Raw genomic sequence first — 13222 nt, forward strand, 5'->3', positions numbered from 1 at the left:
TATCTTCCGAAACCGGGCAAAGCCGCGCCACATAAGGGAATTGTGAGGTGCCTGTGACAACAGCCGGCGATATTCCACCTCGCGCGGGCGCGATAGCCTGTACCCATGAAAACAGCCCTCGATCCCCGAACAGAAGCCAAAGCCCTCTACTGGCAGGCATACAGCATCCTCCAAATCGCTCAGCGACTTGGGGTGAAGGCGAACACGCTTTATTCCTGGCGCCGCCGTGATGAATGGGACAAATCAACGCCCATTCAGCGGGCGCTTGAGCGCACCGATGTCCGCTATCTGCGGCTGATTGAGAAAGAAGATTTATCCTCTCACGACTTCAAGACGATTGACCTGCTCGGGCGACAGCTGGCACGCCTCGCAAGGGATGAAAGGAAAGAGCAGGACAAAGAGCAGAAGAAGAAGACGCCGAAGAACCACTTCACGGCTGAGCAGATCACAGAGCTGCGCACACTTGTGCTGGAGTCGCTGTTTGAGCATCAGAAACGGTGGTACAAGCAGCGCAACCTGCGTAACCGCTTCATCCTGAAAAGCCGTCAGATTGGCGCAAGCTGGTACTTTGCCCGCGAAGCGCTGTTGCGTGCGCTGGAAACTGGCACTAACCAGATATTCCTGTCTGCATCGCGTGCGCAGGCGTTCCAGTTTAAGAAATTCATTATTTTTCTGGCACGCAGCATCGGCGTTGAGCTGAAGGGCGGCGATGCGATCATTCTGTCGAACGGCGCAACGCTTTATTTTCTTGGCACCTCTGCGGCAACCGCGCAGTCATACACGGGTGACCTGTATTTCGATGAGGCGTTCTGGGTCGCCAACTTCCTGAACCTGCGTAAAGTCGCCGCCGGTATGGCAACGCAGGTAGGCCTGCGCCGCACCTACTTTTCCACTCCATCAGGGGAAGAGCACGAAGCCTATAAATTCTGGAACGGAGACCTTTACAACAAGGGCAAGCTTAAGAGCAAGCAGGTGCAGATAGACCTGTCACACAAGGCGCTGAAGAACGGCGTGCTGTGCGGTGACAATATCTGGCGTCAGATTGTCACCGTACAGGACGTGATTGATCAGGGCTTCCCGCTTATCAACCTGGAAGAGATCCGCAGCGAAAACAGCGATGAGGATTTCGACAACCTCTACATGTGTAAATTCGTCGTCGCCGGCGAACGTGCGTTTAACTACAACGCCCTGATTGGCTGCGGCGTGGATGGGTACAGCGGCATCTGGCCGGACTGGAACCCTTACGCCCCGCGCCCACTCGCCAGCCGCCCGGTCTGGATTGGGTACGATCCCAATGGCAGCAGTGATAAAGGTGACAGCGCCGGCCTCGTCGTGCTCTCGCCACCACTGGTGCCCGGCGGCAAATTCCGCGTCATTGAACGACACCAGCTGCGCGGCATGGAATTTGAAGAGCAGGCGAAATTTATTGAGCGCCTCACCCGCATGTACAACGTGCAGCACATCGATATCGACGGCACCGGCATAGGCGCGGCAGTGCATCAACTGGTGCTGAAATTCTTCCCGGCAGCGCAAATGCACCTTTACACCCCTGCGGTTAAACGCCAGCTGGTACTCAAGGCGCAGATGGTGATTCGCGCCGGCCGCTTCGAATATGACGCCGGCATGATGGATATCGTCAGCAGCTTTATGACCATCCGCAAATTCGTCACGCAGAGCGGCCAGACCTCTTACGCATCAGACCGTACACGCGGCAGCAGCCACGGTGACTTAGCCTGGGCAACGATGCACGCACTTATGAATGAACCGCTGGGCAATGACGCCGGCAGCGGCACAGAAAGCTTTGTTGAGGAATTTTGACCATGAGCCGCAGGAATAAAAAGACGTTCAGTAAACCCGCCACGCCAGCAAACAGCCAGCCTGCCGCAGAGATGGTCGAACCGGTTGAGGGGCTGGAATCATTTAGCTTTGGTGAACCCACATCAATCATGGATCAGCGCGACCTTCAGGACTGCATGGAGTGCGCCAACAATGGCCGATGGTATGAACCGCCAATCAGCACCTACGGACTCGCCCGTCTGCTGGCCGGCGCGGTGCACCATGAATCGCCGCTGGTCTTTAAACGCAATGTGATCATGTCATGCTTTAAACCACACCCGATGCTTTCGCGTCAGGATGCCAGCGCATTCGTGATGGATTACCTGGTGTTTGGTGATGCCTATCTTGAGCGGCGCGATAACCGCCTGGGTGAGCCGCTGAAGCTTAAGCACTCGCTGGCGAAATACACCCGCCGTGGCGTGGACCTCGATCAGTACTGGTTTGTGACTTACTACCAGGAGGATTACGCTTTTGAGCCCGGCAAGGTGTTCCACCTGCGAAACGCCAGCATCCACCAGGAGATTTACGGTGCGCCGGAATACATGTCCGCCCTCCAGTCCATCATGCTGAACGGCGAGGCCACGCTGTTCCGCCGAAATTACTACATCAACGGCAGTCACGCCGGGGTTATCGTTTACCTTACCGATCCCGTGGCAAATTCGGCAGACGTGGAAAAGCTGAAGCGATCACTGAAAGATGCGCGCGGCGGCGGCGCGTTTAAAAACCTGTTTGTGTATGCCGCAGGCGGTAAGAAGGACGGCTTACAAATCCTGCCGTTCAGTCAGATAGCTGCAAAAGATGAGTTCACCGGCATCAAAGACGCCACGCGTGATGACATGCTGGCCATCCACCGCGTACCGCCTCAGCTGATGGGCGTCATGCCCAACAATACCAGCGGCCTCGGTGACATTGTGAAGGCTGCCAGGGTATTTGCTATCAACGAACTCTACCCGATCATGGAATCGCTGAAGGCGGTCAACGACTGGCTAGGCGTTGAGGTGTTCCAGTTCAACCCTTATGCTCTGGCTGAAGAGAAAGCAGGCGACTGACGCCCGATCCCGACACCGCCGATAACACCCCATCTCACCAGAGCCCCTCAGCGCCACGCTGCGGGGCTCTCTGCTTTTCCCCCGTCACGCTAGGCCGCACGCCTGAACGCTTCAGGGCGCGGCATTTTTGCGCCCATTTTCAGCGAATCAAAGGGGCATAGCTACCCCCTGAAGAGCGCGACTGCTCCCCCGCCTCGCCCGCACACAAAAACAGTGCCTTTTTTTGCACTTATGCGGTCAACCGGAAACCGCACCAGAGCTGGCCTCACGCGGCATTAGCCAGCAACTTAAATCTGTGCAAATAAATGCAATTTGTTGCGGCGATTATGCCGCCCAAAAAAAAAGCCCCTCAATTGAGGGACTTCATAATGCTGATTGCTATTTATGGTTCTGGCTGCTGTGGTAATCCATTAGGTAATAAGTCAGCTGTAAGTGACTTAGAATGCTCTTTATCTTTCTCTTCAGCATCTTTGAATTTGTTATAAGTATCTGAATCGAAGAATGAAATAGTTTCAATCTCGTCAAAGCAGATTAGCGTACGAAAATCCTGTATTTCGACCCTAGGCTTTGCTTCCTGACCTTCCACTAATGGTGGCGGCTCAAGCAATTTGCCATCAGGAGTCATCAACCCGCTTTCAACGTACAATCTCTTGTAGTTAGACGTGACATGAGTGACCAATGTGTCTTTATCTCTATAGCCACTAAGCATCGGGATGATCTGAAGGTATTCCGCTTTTCCATTATCGAATTTCGGGCAGATCACAATGCCGACATAGAATTTTCTTGAGCCAAGCGTTATCAGCAGAAGGTACTGCCTTACTGATGCCTCAATGAGTAACGCTTCCTGGTGATTATCATTTACAGCCGAAGCGAGTGCGAAGGCGCTGCGATCTTCGCCCCATCTCAGCCAGGCACAAAAAGGCAATACCGCACGCGCCGTAAAGAGAGCCAGCAAAACTGATGTCACTCCCCAAACCAACACTTTCAGATCACTGAAACTTAGATTGCCATTGGTAGTCGCGACATTGCCAACCGGGACCGGATGACTAGTGTTAAGAGGAAAGAGACGCGCAACCAGTTCTTTATCAAAAAAGTGATGCGATAGCATCCAGTTGTATAAATCGCGCAGAACATCAGAATAACTAAGGAGGGAACACAGAATCCATGATAGTGCGGAGAAAAGCCCGCCCCACATCGCGACATAAAAATAAGCGCCCCAACCTTCGGCGCGCTTAAGTTTATAACGGATTGTCAGGGAATTAATCGAGAATATATAACCACTTAAAATCAGGAACGCCAGACTTAACGTGTTTATCACTTCGAACTATCTTCCTTAATACCGCCCAGCTTTGAAATCTGTTTAGCAATGCTTTTCTTAACAGTGGCATTGTTTAGATCAAGTGAAACCTGGCCGTCGCGGCTGATAGTATAAGAGCCACGGTTTTCCTTCAGTGCCTTCATCAAGCTTGAGCGCGTGTTGAAAGGGTTACGTCCTGCAAATGTTGAAAAACTCATGCGACCTCCTAGGGGAATCCCACGCTAACTATATAACGGACATACATTTTTCAGCGTGACATCTGGTAAAACACAAAGAAATTGTTTAATTTCACTTATGTATTGGACGTTTTTTGTGAAATTGGGTTGACGTTTTATAACAATGTAGCTTAAGCGGCAATAAAATTTACTCTCTGAGCAAATAATTTTTTTGCACATACTACATATAGTGTTTAGCGGTTATAAAAACACTAATGAACATCACATGTACTAAATTATCGCCATTTCGTGATTATACTTTAGACATTTATCTCACAACGCCGTTCTATCAAACAGTGGATAAATGCTGAATTAACCCCTCAATTACTGCTTTCACTCAGTGTATCGAACGCCCACTCGATACGGCATAAGCTCCACCCCATAATGCACTTATCCGTTCTGCCTTAACGTCCGGCACATTAATAATTTTCTTAACCTGGATGAGTACCGTATCAGGCTCATCAACACATTCTGACACCTGCGATATCTCAACTTTATAAACGTCTTGCACAATGCCTTTAAAAAGGCAGCTGATGCGAAGATGATCACCAACCTCTGGTTTGAGATAGCCTTCAAAAGTCAGGAACATTTCGGTAATCAGACCCATACGTATACGCCCGAATGTATCAGGCCCGTAATTCGTGTCGTAGATTTTCATGGGGAATGTCGCCGGGGGGGCGGATTGGACTCAGCTACGGTATAACCAGTAATCCGAATCCATTCAACATCCCCACCCAGCAAGCGAAGCCATTTAGGAATTATCCTGAAACTACAGCACCACTCGTATTTTCATTCACCTGCCGTTCCCTTCCGCTTCCTCGCCCGACAGACTCGCCACGCTCGCTAATCGGTGCTGCGGGGAGCGGCACATATCATCGATACATGACCGCGCCACAAGAATACTGTATATAATAACAGCATTCTTGTGACATAGGAGGGCAAAAAATGCGAACCTTTAGTATCAGAGCAACCAATTTTTACTTTATGAACAGCGGGGAAAAGCTAACTGTGCAGCAGCTAGAAACTCACCCGGTACATCTCCTTAAAATCAACCTCTGATAGCTCAGCCATGATCGCCATACGCTCTTGCTGAGATAACTGAGTGTACTTTTTACGCCACCTCTCCGCTTTGCGCTTTATCCTCCGGCGGTCTTCATAGTCTTCACCCGCGAATGCGGCAGAAAAACGAAGCACTGCAGCAGGGTCAAAATTAACCCAAAGCTTTTCAGTCCTTACGCCGCCACGCGTCATCACCTGAAACTCTGTGCTATGCCAGTTGCTTAGTAAGCTGTCGTATAACTTTGATGGGTATCCCGACAACATTACATGCACATTTGGTGGCAACCTGCGCAGGCACTCAATTAAGCTCACATGGTCTTCAATCGTGTACTCATGACGGTAACAATTTTTACTGGTGCGGGTTTCTGGTAGGTAAGGCGGATCACAGTAGACCAGCACACTGCCGGCGGCCTGAAAATTAAACCCATAAAGTAACCCAACACCATCACCCTGGATTATTTCGAATTTGCCCGAATCCAAAAAATCAGCATTTTTTTCAGTGAAATCATTGATAGTTACTGGATCAATGTCGATGCCAATATTCCTGGCGGCCAGTGGCTTTCTCAGCATGATGGCACCTCCACCTAGATGCGTCTCAATGTAAGTATCATGTGCCGGCATCAGTGCGATGATTTTCTGGTAGGCACCACTTGCGGCTTTGCTCCCGAGGTATCCCATTTTTTTCTCCGTTGGTACCACATGGCCGCTTCCAACCGATATAGCCAGAAGGGTCAAAATTGCCCGTGCTGCAGCTTTTATCACTCCGGTTAAAGCGCCTTCTTCATTCGCTCAATCAGAGACTGAGCCCGTTTCGCAGCTGGAGGCTGAGCAGATTTAAGCTCACCTGCAAACACCTCCCACCAATGGCCGTCAAAACACATCCGTTTGCCGGAGGTAAGCAATTTTGCCTGGCTAACACTCAGGTCAATCCCCAGCCAGCGGGCATCTTCAATGACCTTTTGTGTCAGCGGTACGATGATCACTGGCTCCGCCACTGATGCGCGGCGTTCTTTGGCTGCATCTTTTTCGCCCCGAACCTCATTCAAAAGCCGGCGATTGATTTCGCGCCGCTCTTTACGGCTTAACTTCCCGAAATCAATCGCCACAACTGCACTTTCCGGGGCCTCAATTTGCTCACTACGGCTGCCACGGTCGCCAGTGACCGTTCTCGATACCGGCATTTTTTCTTCCTGTATCGGCTCCCGCGTACAGTTATTGACAGAACTCCGAGGGGCGGCGATGCCGCCTGAAATGTCAAAAGCCTCATCCGAATTGGTCTTTTGTTTCGGCACGATTTTGTAATCGGTAGTGCGGGTGTAGATGGTTGAATTAAGGGAAAATGGAGAGTAAACGCCACTGATACGGCTGACGGTGTCTCCATAGTCATTACCGTTTTCTGTCATTTCATAACTGAGGCGCACGCGTAGGAGATCACGTGGAACTAATGGCCCACCCTGCGCCTGCGTATACCCAAACCAGTCATATCCGCCCGCAGCTTCTTGAGCAGGTTTTATCTCCGGATGCAGAACCAGATCGCGATCACGCAGACGGCCAAGCTCACGATAAACTGTTACCGGAGCACCGCCGATTTGCTGAAATTGACGGATACGCCAGCGCGACGCCCAAGCACATACGCGCTTAGCCATATCCTTCAACTCTTCGCCGGTTTCGTCATCCTTTTCACCATCAAGTGCATAGCCATCTATATTTTTGGAGATGTATTTAGCGATGTATCCAGTTGCTGAACCAAATTGTTCGTCCATAGGCTTAATCTTGAAACGCGCCTCTGCCGCCCCTTTTTCGTGACCATCAACCTTGAGAGCATATTTACGGAAAATGGCGCGAGCCTGCTCAATACGTTCGGGCATGAAAAACAGCAGCAGGTGCCAGTGAGGCGTAGCATCGTGATGAGGCTCAGTAACCCTAAAGCCAAAGGTGCGAATACCTTTACGAGCCCATGCAGCGCGAACCTTTGACCATACTTTGCAAAGATACCGTTGGGTTTCGCGCGGGTTAGCAAACTGATATTTATTGTTGCGCTTACCGCTTACCTGCATTGCGTGATATCTGGAGGGTGCAGTCAGCGTATAGAAATCACCAACCATGCCCTGAGCTTTTGCCAAATCCTCAAAGCCTCGCATTCTGACCATCAGCTCAGCGCGACGTATTGCAGGATTAGCAACGCTACCGTCTACCTTATCAGCCAGTGATGTACGCTCCCCCGTAGCCTGATCCTCCAACTCCATGGCATTCAGGAATTCACGATTCGCGCGTTTTTGGGCTACCCACTCATTGAGCACAGACTCACTGCAATATGGTGCCGCTTTCTTGTGCACATAACCTGATGCGATCATCAAATGCTCGCGCCACTGATCATGTAACTTGCGAAGGCGGCGCATCCACCATGATGGTGATTCAATACGAGCGGCGGCTGACAAAGCCTCTTCTGCGGTAAGCTCTTCGGCGCAGTAACGCTGCCAGCCTGGCGCAGTCATTTTCAGATGTGAGATTAGCCAAGCTGCACGACCGTAACCGGACAAAATAGAAAACTCGGCATCACCGTGTTTTTCCATTTGCAAGTTGGTTTCGTTAATCAGCTCATTAGTTAATTTATCGGCCAACAGATATGAGAGTTTTTTCAACTCTCGTTTTCCCGCCCAAGGAATACGGTAAAAATTACTGCGAAACTCAATGAGCGCAGGAGGCATTTCGCCGTCAGGCTGATACTGCTGGTTAACAGCATCAACACGAGGAAGAACAAAGCGGCCAAACGAACTTTTAAGCCAATGAGCCGCTTTTTTCTTACCCTGTTTTTCTTCAATCTCAGTGAGCTTTTGCGCATAAAAGCGCCGAATATATTGCGGCAGCGCTTGTAGGCGACGTCGTAAAACACGTTCTTCCCGATCGCGCTCACGGCGCTGACCGAAAAGGTCAAAAAGCTCAACCGAACGTGATTCACCATCATGCCGATAACGAATTACACCCGGAGTACGGTCAACGGCAAACTCTTCAGAATCTCTGGATGCATTCCATGCATAAGCCCCGGCAGGCTCTGGCGCTTTGCCGGGGTAAGGAGGTGGAGGTGTTGGGGTGATTCTGCCGCGGTTTATCTCAGTCATACCGCGATGACATCACCCGGCTTGACACTACGAGCCTGCTCTTCGGTATCTCTGATGAGCTCAGTTTTGGTCAAACACCCGTAAGCATTGGCCTCAACTTCAACCAACCAGAAATGACGATATGGTCTGACGTCAATAATTCTGGTTACCACTACGTCAATGAGATTCATGCTGCCACCTCGCCCGACTTAGCTGGACGGCTAACCGCAATAATTTCATTGGCCTTTTTACCAGTGCCAGCTGCGACACCGATACTGCGAGGGGCAGTAATGCTGTGACGGTCAAAGTCGCCATAAAGGCTCTGGATCAGAGACGTATCGCTATTTGAAGCAACAACTGGCACGCCAGCTGTCGCCAACTCAATCAGCTTCTGCGCCAACTGGCGCTGCTGAATTTCGGGAAATGCATTTGTATGATATTGGGTGAATGTGCCGTCATAAGGGGGATCGCAATAAATGACATCACCGACTTCGACCTGCGCCAGCGTTTCGGTGAAATCGGCGCAGATGAACATGGCTCTTTTCGCCTTAATCGAAAACGCCTGAATTTCCTCTGTAGGGAAATAAGGCTTAGCCGTCTTCTCATACGGCGCGTTAAAGCCTCCACGCTGATTAAAGCGGCAAAGGCCACGGTAGGCGTGGCGGGTCAGATACAGGAAGTAAGCTGCGCGATGCATGAGAGTCATGCCGGCGTCATCGTTAAATACCTTGCGGATTTCGTAATAGCTGTCTTCATCAGCGTTCTGCGCAAAAACGCTGGCGGCCAATGCGGTGAATGGTTTTTCAAATTCCTGAATTTGGCGATACAGATTAATTAGATCAGGATTGATATCCGCAACGAGATAAGCCGAATAATCCGTATTCATCATCACGGCACACGATCCCGCGAAGGGTTCAACTAGACGTTTACCAGCTGGCAGGTGCTTGTTCAGCTCGCCCATCAACTTGGCCTTGCTGCCTGGCCATTTCAGAATGGTTTTAATCATGAGCGGCCACCCTGATGCATACCGCTGACTTTCGCGCGGTGCTCAATTAATTCCTGGCAGGTTGCGCAGGTAGACACGCCAATCACCGCACGGCGGCGGGCTTCAGGAATAGGATCACCGCACGACTCACAGAATGAACTGCTTACAGCGGTTACTTTCGACCTTGCTGCAGTAATCTGATGCGCCAGCATTTCTGCGGCGTGCTCTTGGGCGATATCGATAATGTCTGGCATCACAAACCCCCTACCGCTTGTGCTTCATACTTCGCGGCTTCTTTCAGCAGAAGTTCGGAAGTAGCAGCGGGGCTGAGTTGGTTTTTAACGATGATGATCGCCAACGCATTGAGGCGGATTGAAACGGAGTAGGCCTTATCCTGCTGGCCCTCCTGATTAGCTTGGGAAAGCATGGAGATCATGACGTTTTCACAATTCGTCACTTTCGCCCGAGGTATTGATTGCATGTAGACACCTTTTTCAGGTTGCACGAAGCCCGGCGAGTAATTCGCCTAATTAAAAAATGAGTGTTTATTTAATTCAGAAGCCGAGAACGTTCAGATGTATATCCGGTGGTTCAGTAACGTTGGTAACACAGGAAATCGGCACCTCTTCGGGCTCTTCTCCTTCGCTGCCCTCATGCTCCGTAAGCCTTGCGGCACCTTCTTCACCGGGCCGGCTATATGGAATCTTGTCGGACAATTCTTTCAGGGATTTCATGCCGGAAATGAGTGTTAACTTTTCCTGCCCTGAAAACTGGCTGTATTCAAATGCAATCTGGTTATGTCCCAGCTTCGCCATTTTCCCCGGCCATATTTCCGCTTTGGCATTTCCAAGCACAAAGACGGCCTTTTTCTCTGGTACTGATAACTTATTAAATGCTCGCTCTAAAGGTGTTCCCGCGCATTTCTCAACTCTCGTTTTATGAAATTTGCGGAGGTATGGGGCAGCTATCGCGGCATAAGGGTTTACCGCCCCTTCTCCATTTTCGATAACAGCCATACTCACCTCACTAAGACTTATTAGGCGCACCGCTCGCAAGCGATGCCTCGGATAAGCACCGGCTTTTTAACCATGCCCGGTTCATGGTGTGATATGTTGATTTCCTGCGTCGCATTGGCTGTGGAACGCAGAAGACAACACATGGAGAAAACAATGTCTAAATCACTAAGTCATTACGAGCTTTACAACGCTATCGCGGAATCCATCTATCAAACTCATGGTTTAGATTGGTATAGCGTTGGGAGTTATCAACGGATTCACATACAACACCGCACCTTCCTTCTCATGAAATTTGATATGTTTTTAGATTCCTATCGAACATCAAATAATTCTAAAGCCGATCACCTTCATGGAAAAAACGCGGCGATTGTCCTGTGCTGTGAAAAACTTAAAATTTCGCCAAGTGTTGCAAGAGAGTTTTCATTGGATGACTTAATTACCACTCTCCATACAGAAATTAATAGTTTTCCAGTTCCCGCAGAAGTATTAAAGGAAATAATCAATCCCTATCCTTCTGACTTAGCTGACATGGAAATGTCAAAGTTCAGCCTGGGTCCCTTCATGGATAAAGAGTGGGATCCTGAACTACGTTACAAATTGACTTCTCGCGCAATGTATTAAGTTCATCTAATTTTAGCTTTGTAAATTCAAGAGACTGCTGCTGAGACTCAGCGGTCTTTTGTAATTCAGCAGGCAACTCAATCGCCATGATCAATTTATTCAACCAAGCCACTAACTGCTTATCGGAATAATCACCTCGGTATAAAACGGGTTGCTTAACTTCTGCTCCACTGCTTTCCATAATTACCCCCTTTTAACTACTCATCAGCCGCATCACTCGCAAATGATGCCCCTGATAAGCCCGGCGCACCGCGCCGGATTATTACGTAATGGCCGGCAGTGGAATTTCACCGCGACTGCACTGAGCAACAACCTTTTCCAGCTCATCAGCAGATTCCGCATCACCCGAGGCGTTTGCGACAGTCACAAGACCTTCCAGACCGATACTCAGGCGGAAAGCGTGATCAGCGATGGAGTTCTCACGCACTTGTGGCGCAACGGCGGTGGCAGCTTTGAGCACCATCACTTTGTTGTGGTAAGAGTTGAGAAGGTTATTTTTTAATACCTGGTATTCATGACGCATTTGCTTTGATTCCCTTTTTGCTTGCCTTGTAACGCTTTGCCTTTTGTCGCCGGCAGATGTCCTGAATGATCAGCTGCATCGACTCAATTAATCCCCACGCCAGAACCGTGAGGTAAACCGCTAGTTGCCATTCATCGGCTTTGAACAATTCGTCACCTCGCCAACCACTACCGCAACCCCTAGGCGCTCACACCAGACTTCATGATCACGATGAAGGCCATCAATTGTGCGTATCGCTTCAGCCTGGGCGAACTCTTGCCCGTAATACATCCCGTCTTTTGTCACCTGATAACGGTGATTCTTATCAACTGTGCTGCGCGGCAAACGCTGAATTGTGAAACCGCGATACAGGCTAACGTGCTTGTTTACTTCAACTATCTGATGCGCCGCTGACATTTACAGGCCCAGCCATAGCAACCAGGCATCGCGTTGTTCTACCGGTCGGGAGTAATATGCATCGCGCATAGCACGATTAAATTCAGGCAGATACACCATTTTTTCACCAGCTCGGCCGGTAGGGTTTTCCGGGTTACGCCATTCAATCAGCGGCAGCTTATTGTTCTCAGCCATCGCCTTAATTGCGCTGACCGGCTTCCCGATCATCTCGCCAAACTTCTGGTACGTAACTGCGTCAGCGAGGCTTTTAACCTCCAAACCATCACTCATCGTGCTCATGTGATAATCTCCTGTGTAAGGTTCCAACTGCTTCTAACTGCTTCCTACGGCTTCTAGTTGCTGTTGGGTTTATTGAAACTGTCATGGTCTGAGATATGGAACCATGACGCTAATCTAGTCTGAGATCTGGAACGATGTCAACAGCGTATGGAAAGAAATTAAGATTAATCCGTATTGCGGAGGGGCTTACCCAGATGCAACTACGTGATTTAACAGGGATTGGACTGAGTACCATTAAAAACTACGAAACCGGAAGAGAGGTAGGCCTAAGCATCATTGAAAAGATGTGCGCACATCCACGGTTTCAAAAATACGTTTTATGGCTGATGACGGGCGAAACCGCGATACGTGCTGGACAAGTAGCCCCTAAAGGTGCTGAAGATTTAAATGACGAGGGCGATAACGCCGATGCTGCTAATCAGTAGCCTCGTTAATAAATCCGGTACTTTTGGGAGTTCAAATGACTCAGGACTATGGAAATAAAATACGCGCCATCAGGATGGCAGAAGGAATGACGCAAGCCGCCATGGCTAAGGAATGCGGCCTTCCATTAGGTAGTTTTAAAAATATTGAATCTGACAGCAATCATGTAGGACTAAGCACAATTGAAAGGATTGTTAGAACAGCAAAATTTGAGAAATACACGTTGTGGATGATGATCGGCAAAACTACTGAAGCAGCCGGCCAGATATCGCCGGCTCTCTCACACAGTGGGCCAGAAAAAACAGAGTAACGCCAATTAACAGGCTGGGATGGTTAGTTGTACATTCCGCCTGGCTGCTGAGCCACACTGGCCCGGCAAACGACGAAGCAACACCATCAATCAG

The 13222-nt window shown here is 49.8% G+C and carries 18 protein-coding genes; 5 read left to right on the forward strand and 13 right to left on the reverse strand.

All coding sequences use genetic code 11. From position 1 onward, the window contains the following. Positions 1-105: 105 nt before the first annotated feature. The gene (locus K5Y30_RS22700) at positions 106-1818 is read left to right on the forward strand and encodes a terminase large subunit domain-containing protein (protein ID WP_222213481.1); all 1713 of its coding nucleotides are present in this window, start codon (positions 106-108) and stop codon (positions 1816-1818) included. Positions 1819-1820: 2 nt separating this feature from the next. After that, positions 1821-2885, forward strand: coding sequence for a phage portal protein (locus tag K5Y30_RS22705; protein ID WP_222213483.1), 1065 nt, complete (start codon positions 1821-1823; stop codon positions 2883-2885). 382 nt (positions 2886-3267) lie between these two features. Here K5Y30_RS22705 and K5Y30_RS22710 read toward each other — a convergent pair whose 3' ends face one another. The 10 genes from K5Y30_RS22710 to K5Y30_RS22755 form a co-directional block, all read right to left on the reverse strand. After that, a complete protein-coding gene (locus K5Y30_RS22710; RefSeq protein WP_370634236.1) occupies positions 3268-4203 on the reverse strand; it encodes a hypothetical protein in 936 nt (311 codons plus the stop codon). After that, entirely contained in the window at positions 4200-4400 is a 201-nt protein-coding gene (locus K5Y30_RS22715; protein ID WP_222213485.1) for a hypothetical protein, read from the reverse strand. The genes K5Y30_RS22710 and K5Y30_RS22715 overlap by 4 nt, the downstream gene beginning before the upstream one ends. Before the next feature lie 355 nt (positions 4401-4755). Beyond that, positions 4756-5076 (reverse strand): hypothetical protein, encoded by a 321-nt coding sequence (locus tag K5Y30_RS22720; RefSeq protein WP_222213487.1) that lies wholly within the window; start codon positions 5074-5076, stop codon positions 4756-4758. A gap of 359 nt (positions 5077-5435) precedes the next feature. Next, positions 5436-6155 (reverse strand): DNA adenine methylase, encoded by a 720-nt coding sequence (locus K5Y30_RS22725; RefSeq protein ID WP_222213568.1) that lies wholly within the window; start codon positions 6153-6155, stop codon positions 5436-5438. 89 nt (positions 6156-6244) lie between these two features. Beyond that, positions 6245-8596 (reverse strand): replication endonuclease, encoded by a 2352-nt coding sequence (locus K5Y30_RS22730; protein ID WP_222213489.1) that lies wholly within the window; start codon positions 8594-8596, stop codon positions 6245-6247. Continuing rightward, entirely contained in the window at positions 8593-8766 is a 174-nt protein-coding gene (locus K5Y30_RS22735; RefSeq protein ID WP_222213491.1) for a hypothetical protein, read from the reverse strand. Before K5Y30_RS22735 ends, K5Y30_RS22730 begins: the two co-directional genes overlap by 4 nt. Further along, the gene (locus K5Y30_RS22740) at positions 8763-9581 is read right to left on the reverse strand and encodes a Dam family site-specific DNA-(adenine-N6)-methyltransferase (protein WP_255606759.1); all 819 of its coding nucleotides are present in this window, start codon (positions 9579-9581) and stop codon (positions 8763-8765) included. The genes K5Y30_RS22735 and K5Y30_RS22740 overlap by 4 nt, the downstream gene beginning before the upstream one ends. Continuing rightward, positions 9578-9814, reverse strand: coding sequence for a TraR/DksA family transcriptional regulator (locus K5Y30_RS22745; protein ID WP_222213493.1), 237 nt, complete (start codon positions 9812-9814; stop codon positions 9578-9580). The genes K5Y30_RS22740 and K5Y30_RS22745 overlap by 4 nt, the downstream gene beginning before the upstream one ends. Further along, on the reverse strand, positions 9814-10041 hold the full coding sequence (locus K5Y30_RS22750) for a DUF2732 family protein (RefSeq protein ID WP_222213495.1): 228 nt from the start codon (positions 10039-10041) through the stop codon (positions 9814-9816). The genes K5Y30_RS22745 and K5Y30_RS22750 overlap by 1 nt, the downstream gene beginning before the upstream one ends. Positions 10042-10114: 73 nt before the next feature. Beyond that, positions 10115-10576, reverse strand: a complete 462-nt coding sequence (locus tag K5Y30_RS22755) for a hypothetical protein (RefSeq protein WP_222213497.1) — start codon at positions 10574-10576, stop codon at positions 10115-10117. Positions 10577-10729: 153 nt separating this feature from the next. Here K5Y30_RS22755 and K5Y30_RS22760 point away from each other — a divergent pair, with 153 nt between their 5' ends. Beyond that, entirely contained in the window at positions 10730-11197 is a 468-nt protein-coding gene (locus K5Y30_RS22760) for a hypothetical protein (protein ID WP_222213499.1), read from the forward strand. A gap of 262 nt (positions 11198-11459) precedes the next feature. Here K5Y30_RS22760 and K5Y30_RS22765 read toward each other — a convergent pair whose 3' ends face one another. The 3 genes from K5Y30_RS22765 to K5Y30_RS22775 all read right to left on the reverse strand — a co-directional run bounded on the left by K5Y30_RS22765 (position 11460) and on the right by K5Y30_RS22775 (position 12395). Next, positions 11460-11720 (reverse strand): hypothetical protein, encoded by a 261-nt coding sequence (locus tag K5Y30_RS22765; protein ID WP_222213501.1) that lies wholly within the window; start codon positions 11718-11720, stop codon positions 11460-11462. A 120-nt stretch (positions 11721-11840) separates the two neighbouring features. Continuing rightward, positions 11841-12116, reverse strand: coding sequence for a DUF4761 family protein (locus K5Y30_RS22770; protein WP_222213503.1), 276 nt, complete (start codon positions 12114-12116; stop codon positions 11841-11843). Further along, positions 12117-12395, reverse strand: coding sequence for a Cox family DNA-binding protein (locus tag K5Y30_RS22775; protein WP_222213505.1), 279 nt, complete (start codon positions 12393-12395; stop codon positions 12117-12119). A gap of 134 nt (positions 12396-12529) precedes the next feature. Here K5Y30_RS22775 and K5Y30_RS22780 point away from each other — a divergent pair, with 134 nt between their 5' ends. Both K5Y30_RS22780 and K5Y30_RS22785 read left to right on the forward strand, forming a co-directional pair. Further along, the gene (locus K5Y30_RS22780) at positions 12530-12820 is read left to right on the forward strand and encodes a helix-turn-helix transcriptional regulator (protein WP_222213507.1); all 291 of its coding nucleotides are present in this window, start codon (positions 12530-12532) and stop codon (positions 12818-12820) included. Positions 12821-12855: 35 nt separating this feature from the next. After that, positions 12856-13128, forward strand: a complete 273-nt coding sequence (locus K5Y30_RS22785) for a helix-turn-helix transcriptional regulator (protein WP_222213509.1) — start codon at positions 12856-12858, stop codon at positions 13126-13128. Positions 13129-13222 lie beyond the last annotated feature (94 nt).

It is taken from the genome of Pantoea sp. DY-5 (assembly GCF_019795955.1).
In the GTDB taxonomy this organism is placed as follows: domain Bacteria; phylum Pseudomonadota; class Gammaproteobacteria; order Enterobacterales; family Enterobacteriaceae; genus Pantoea; species Pantoea leporis.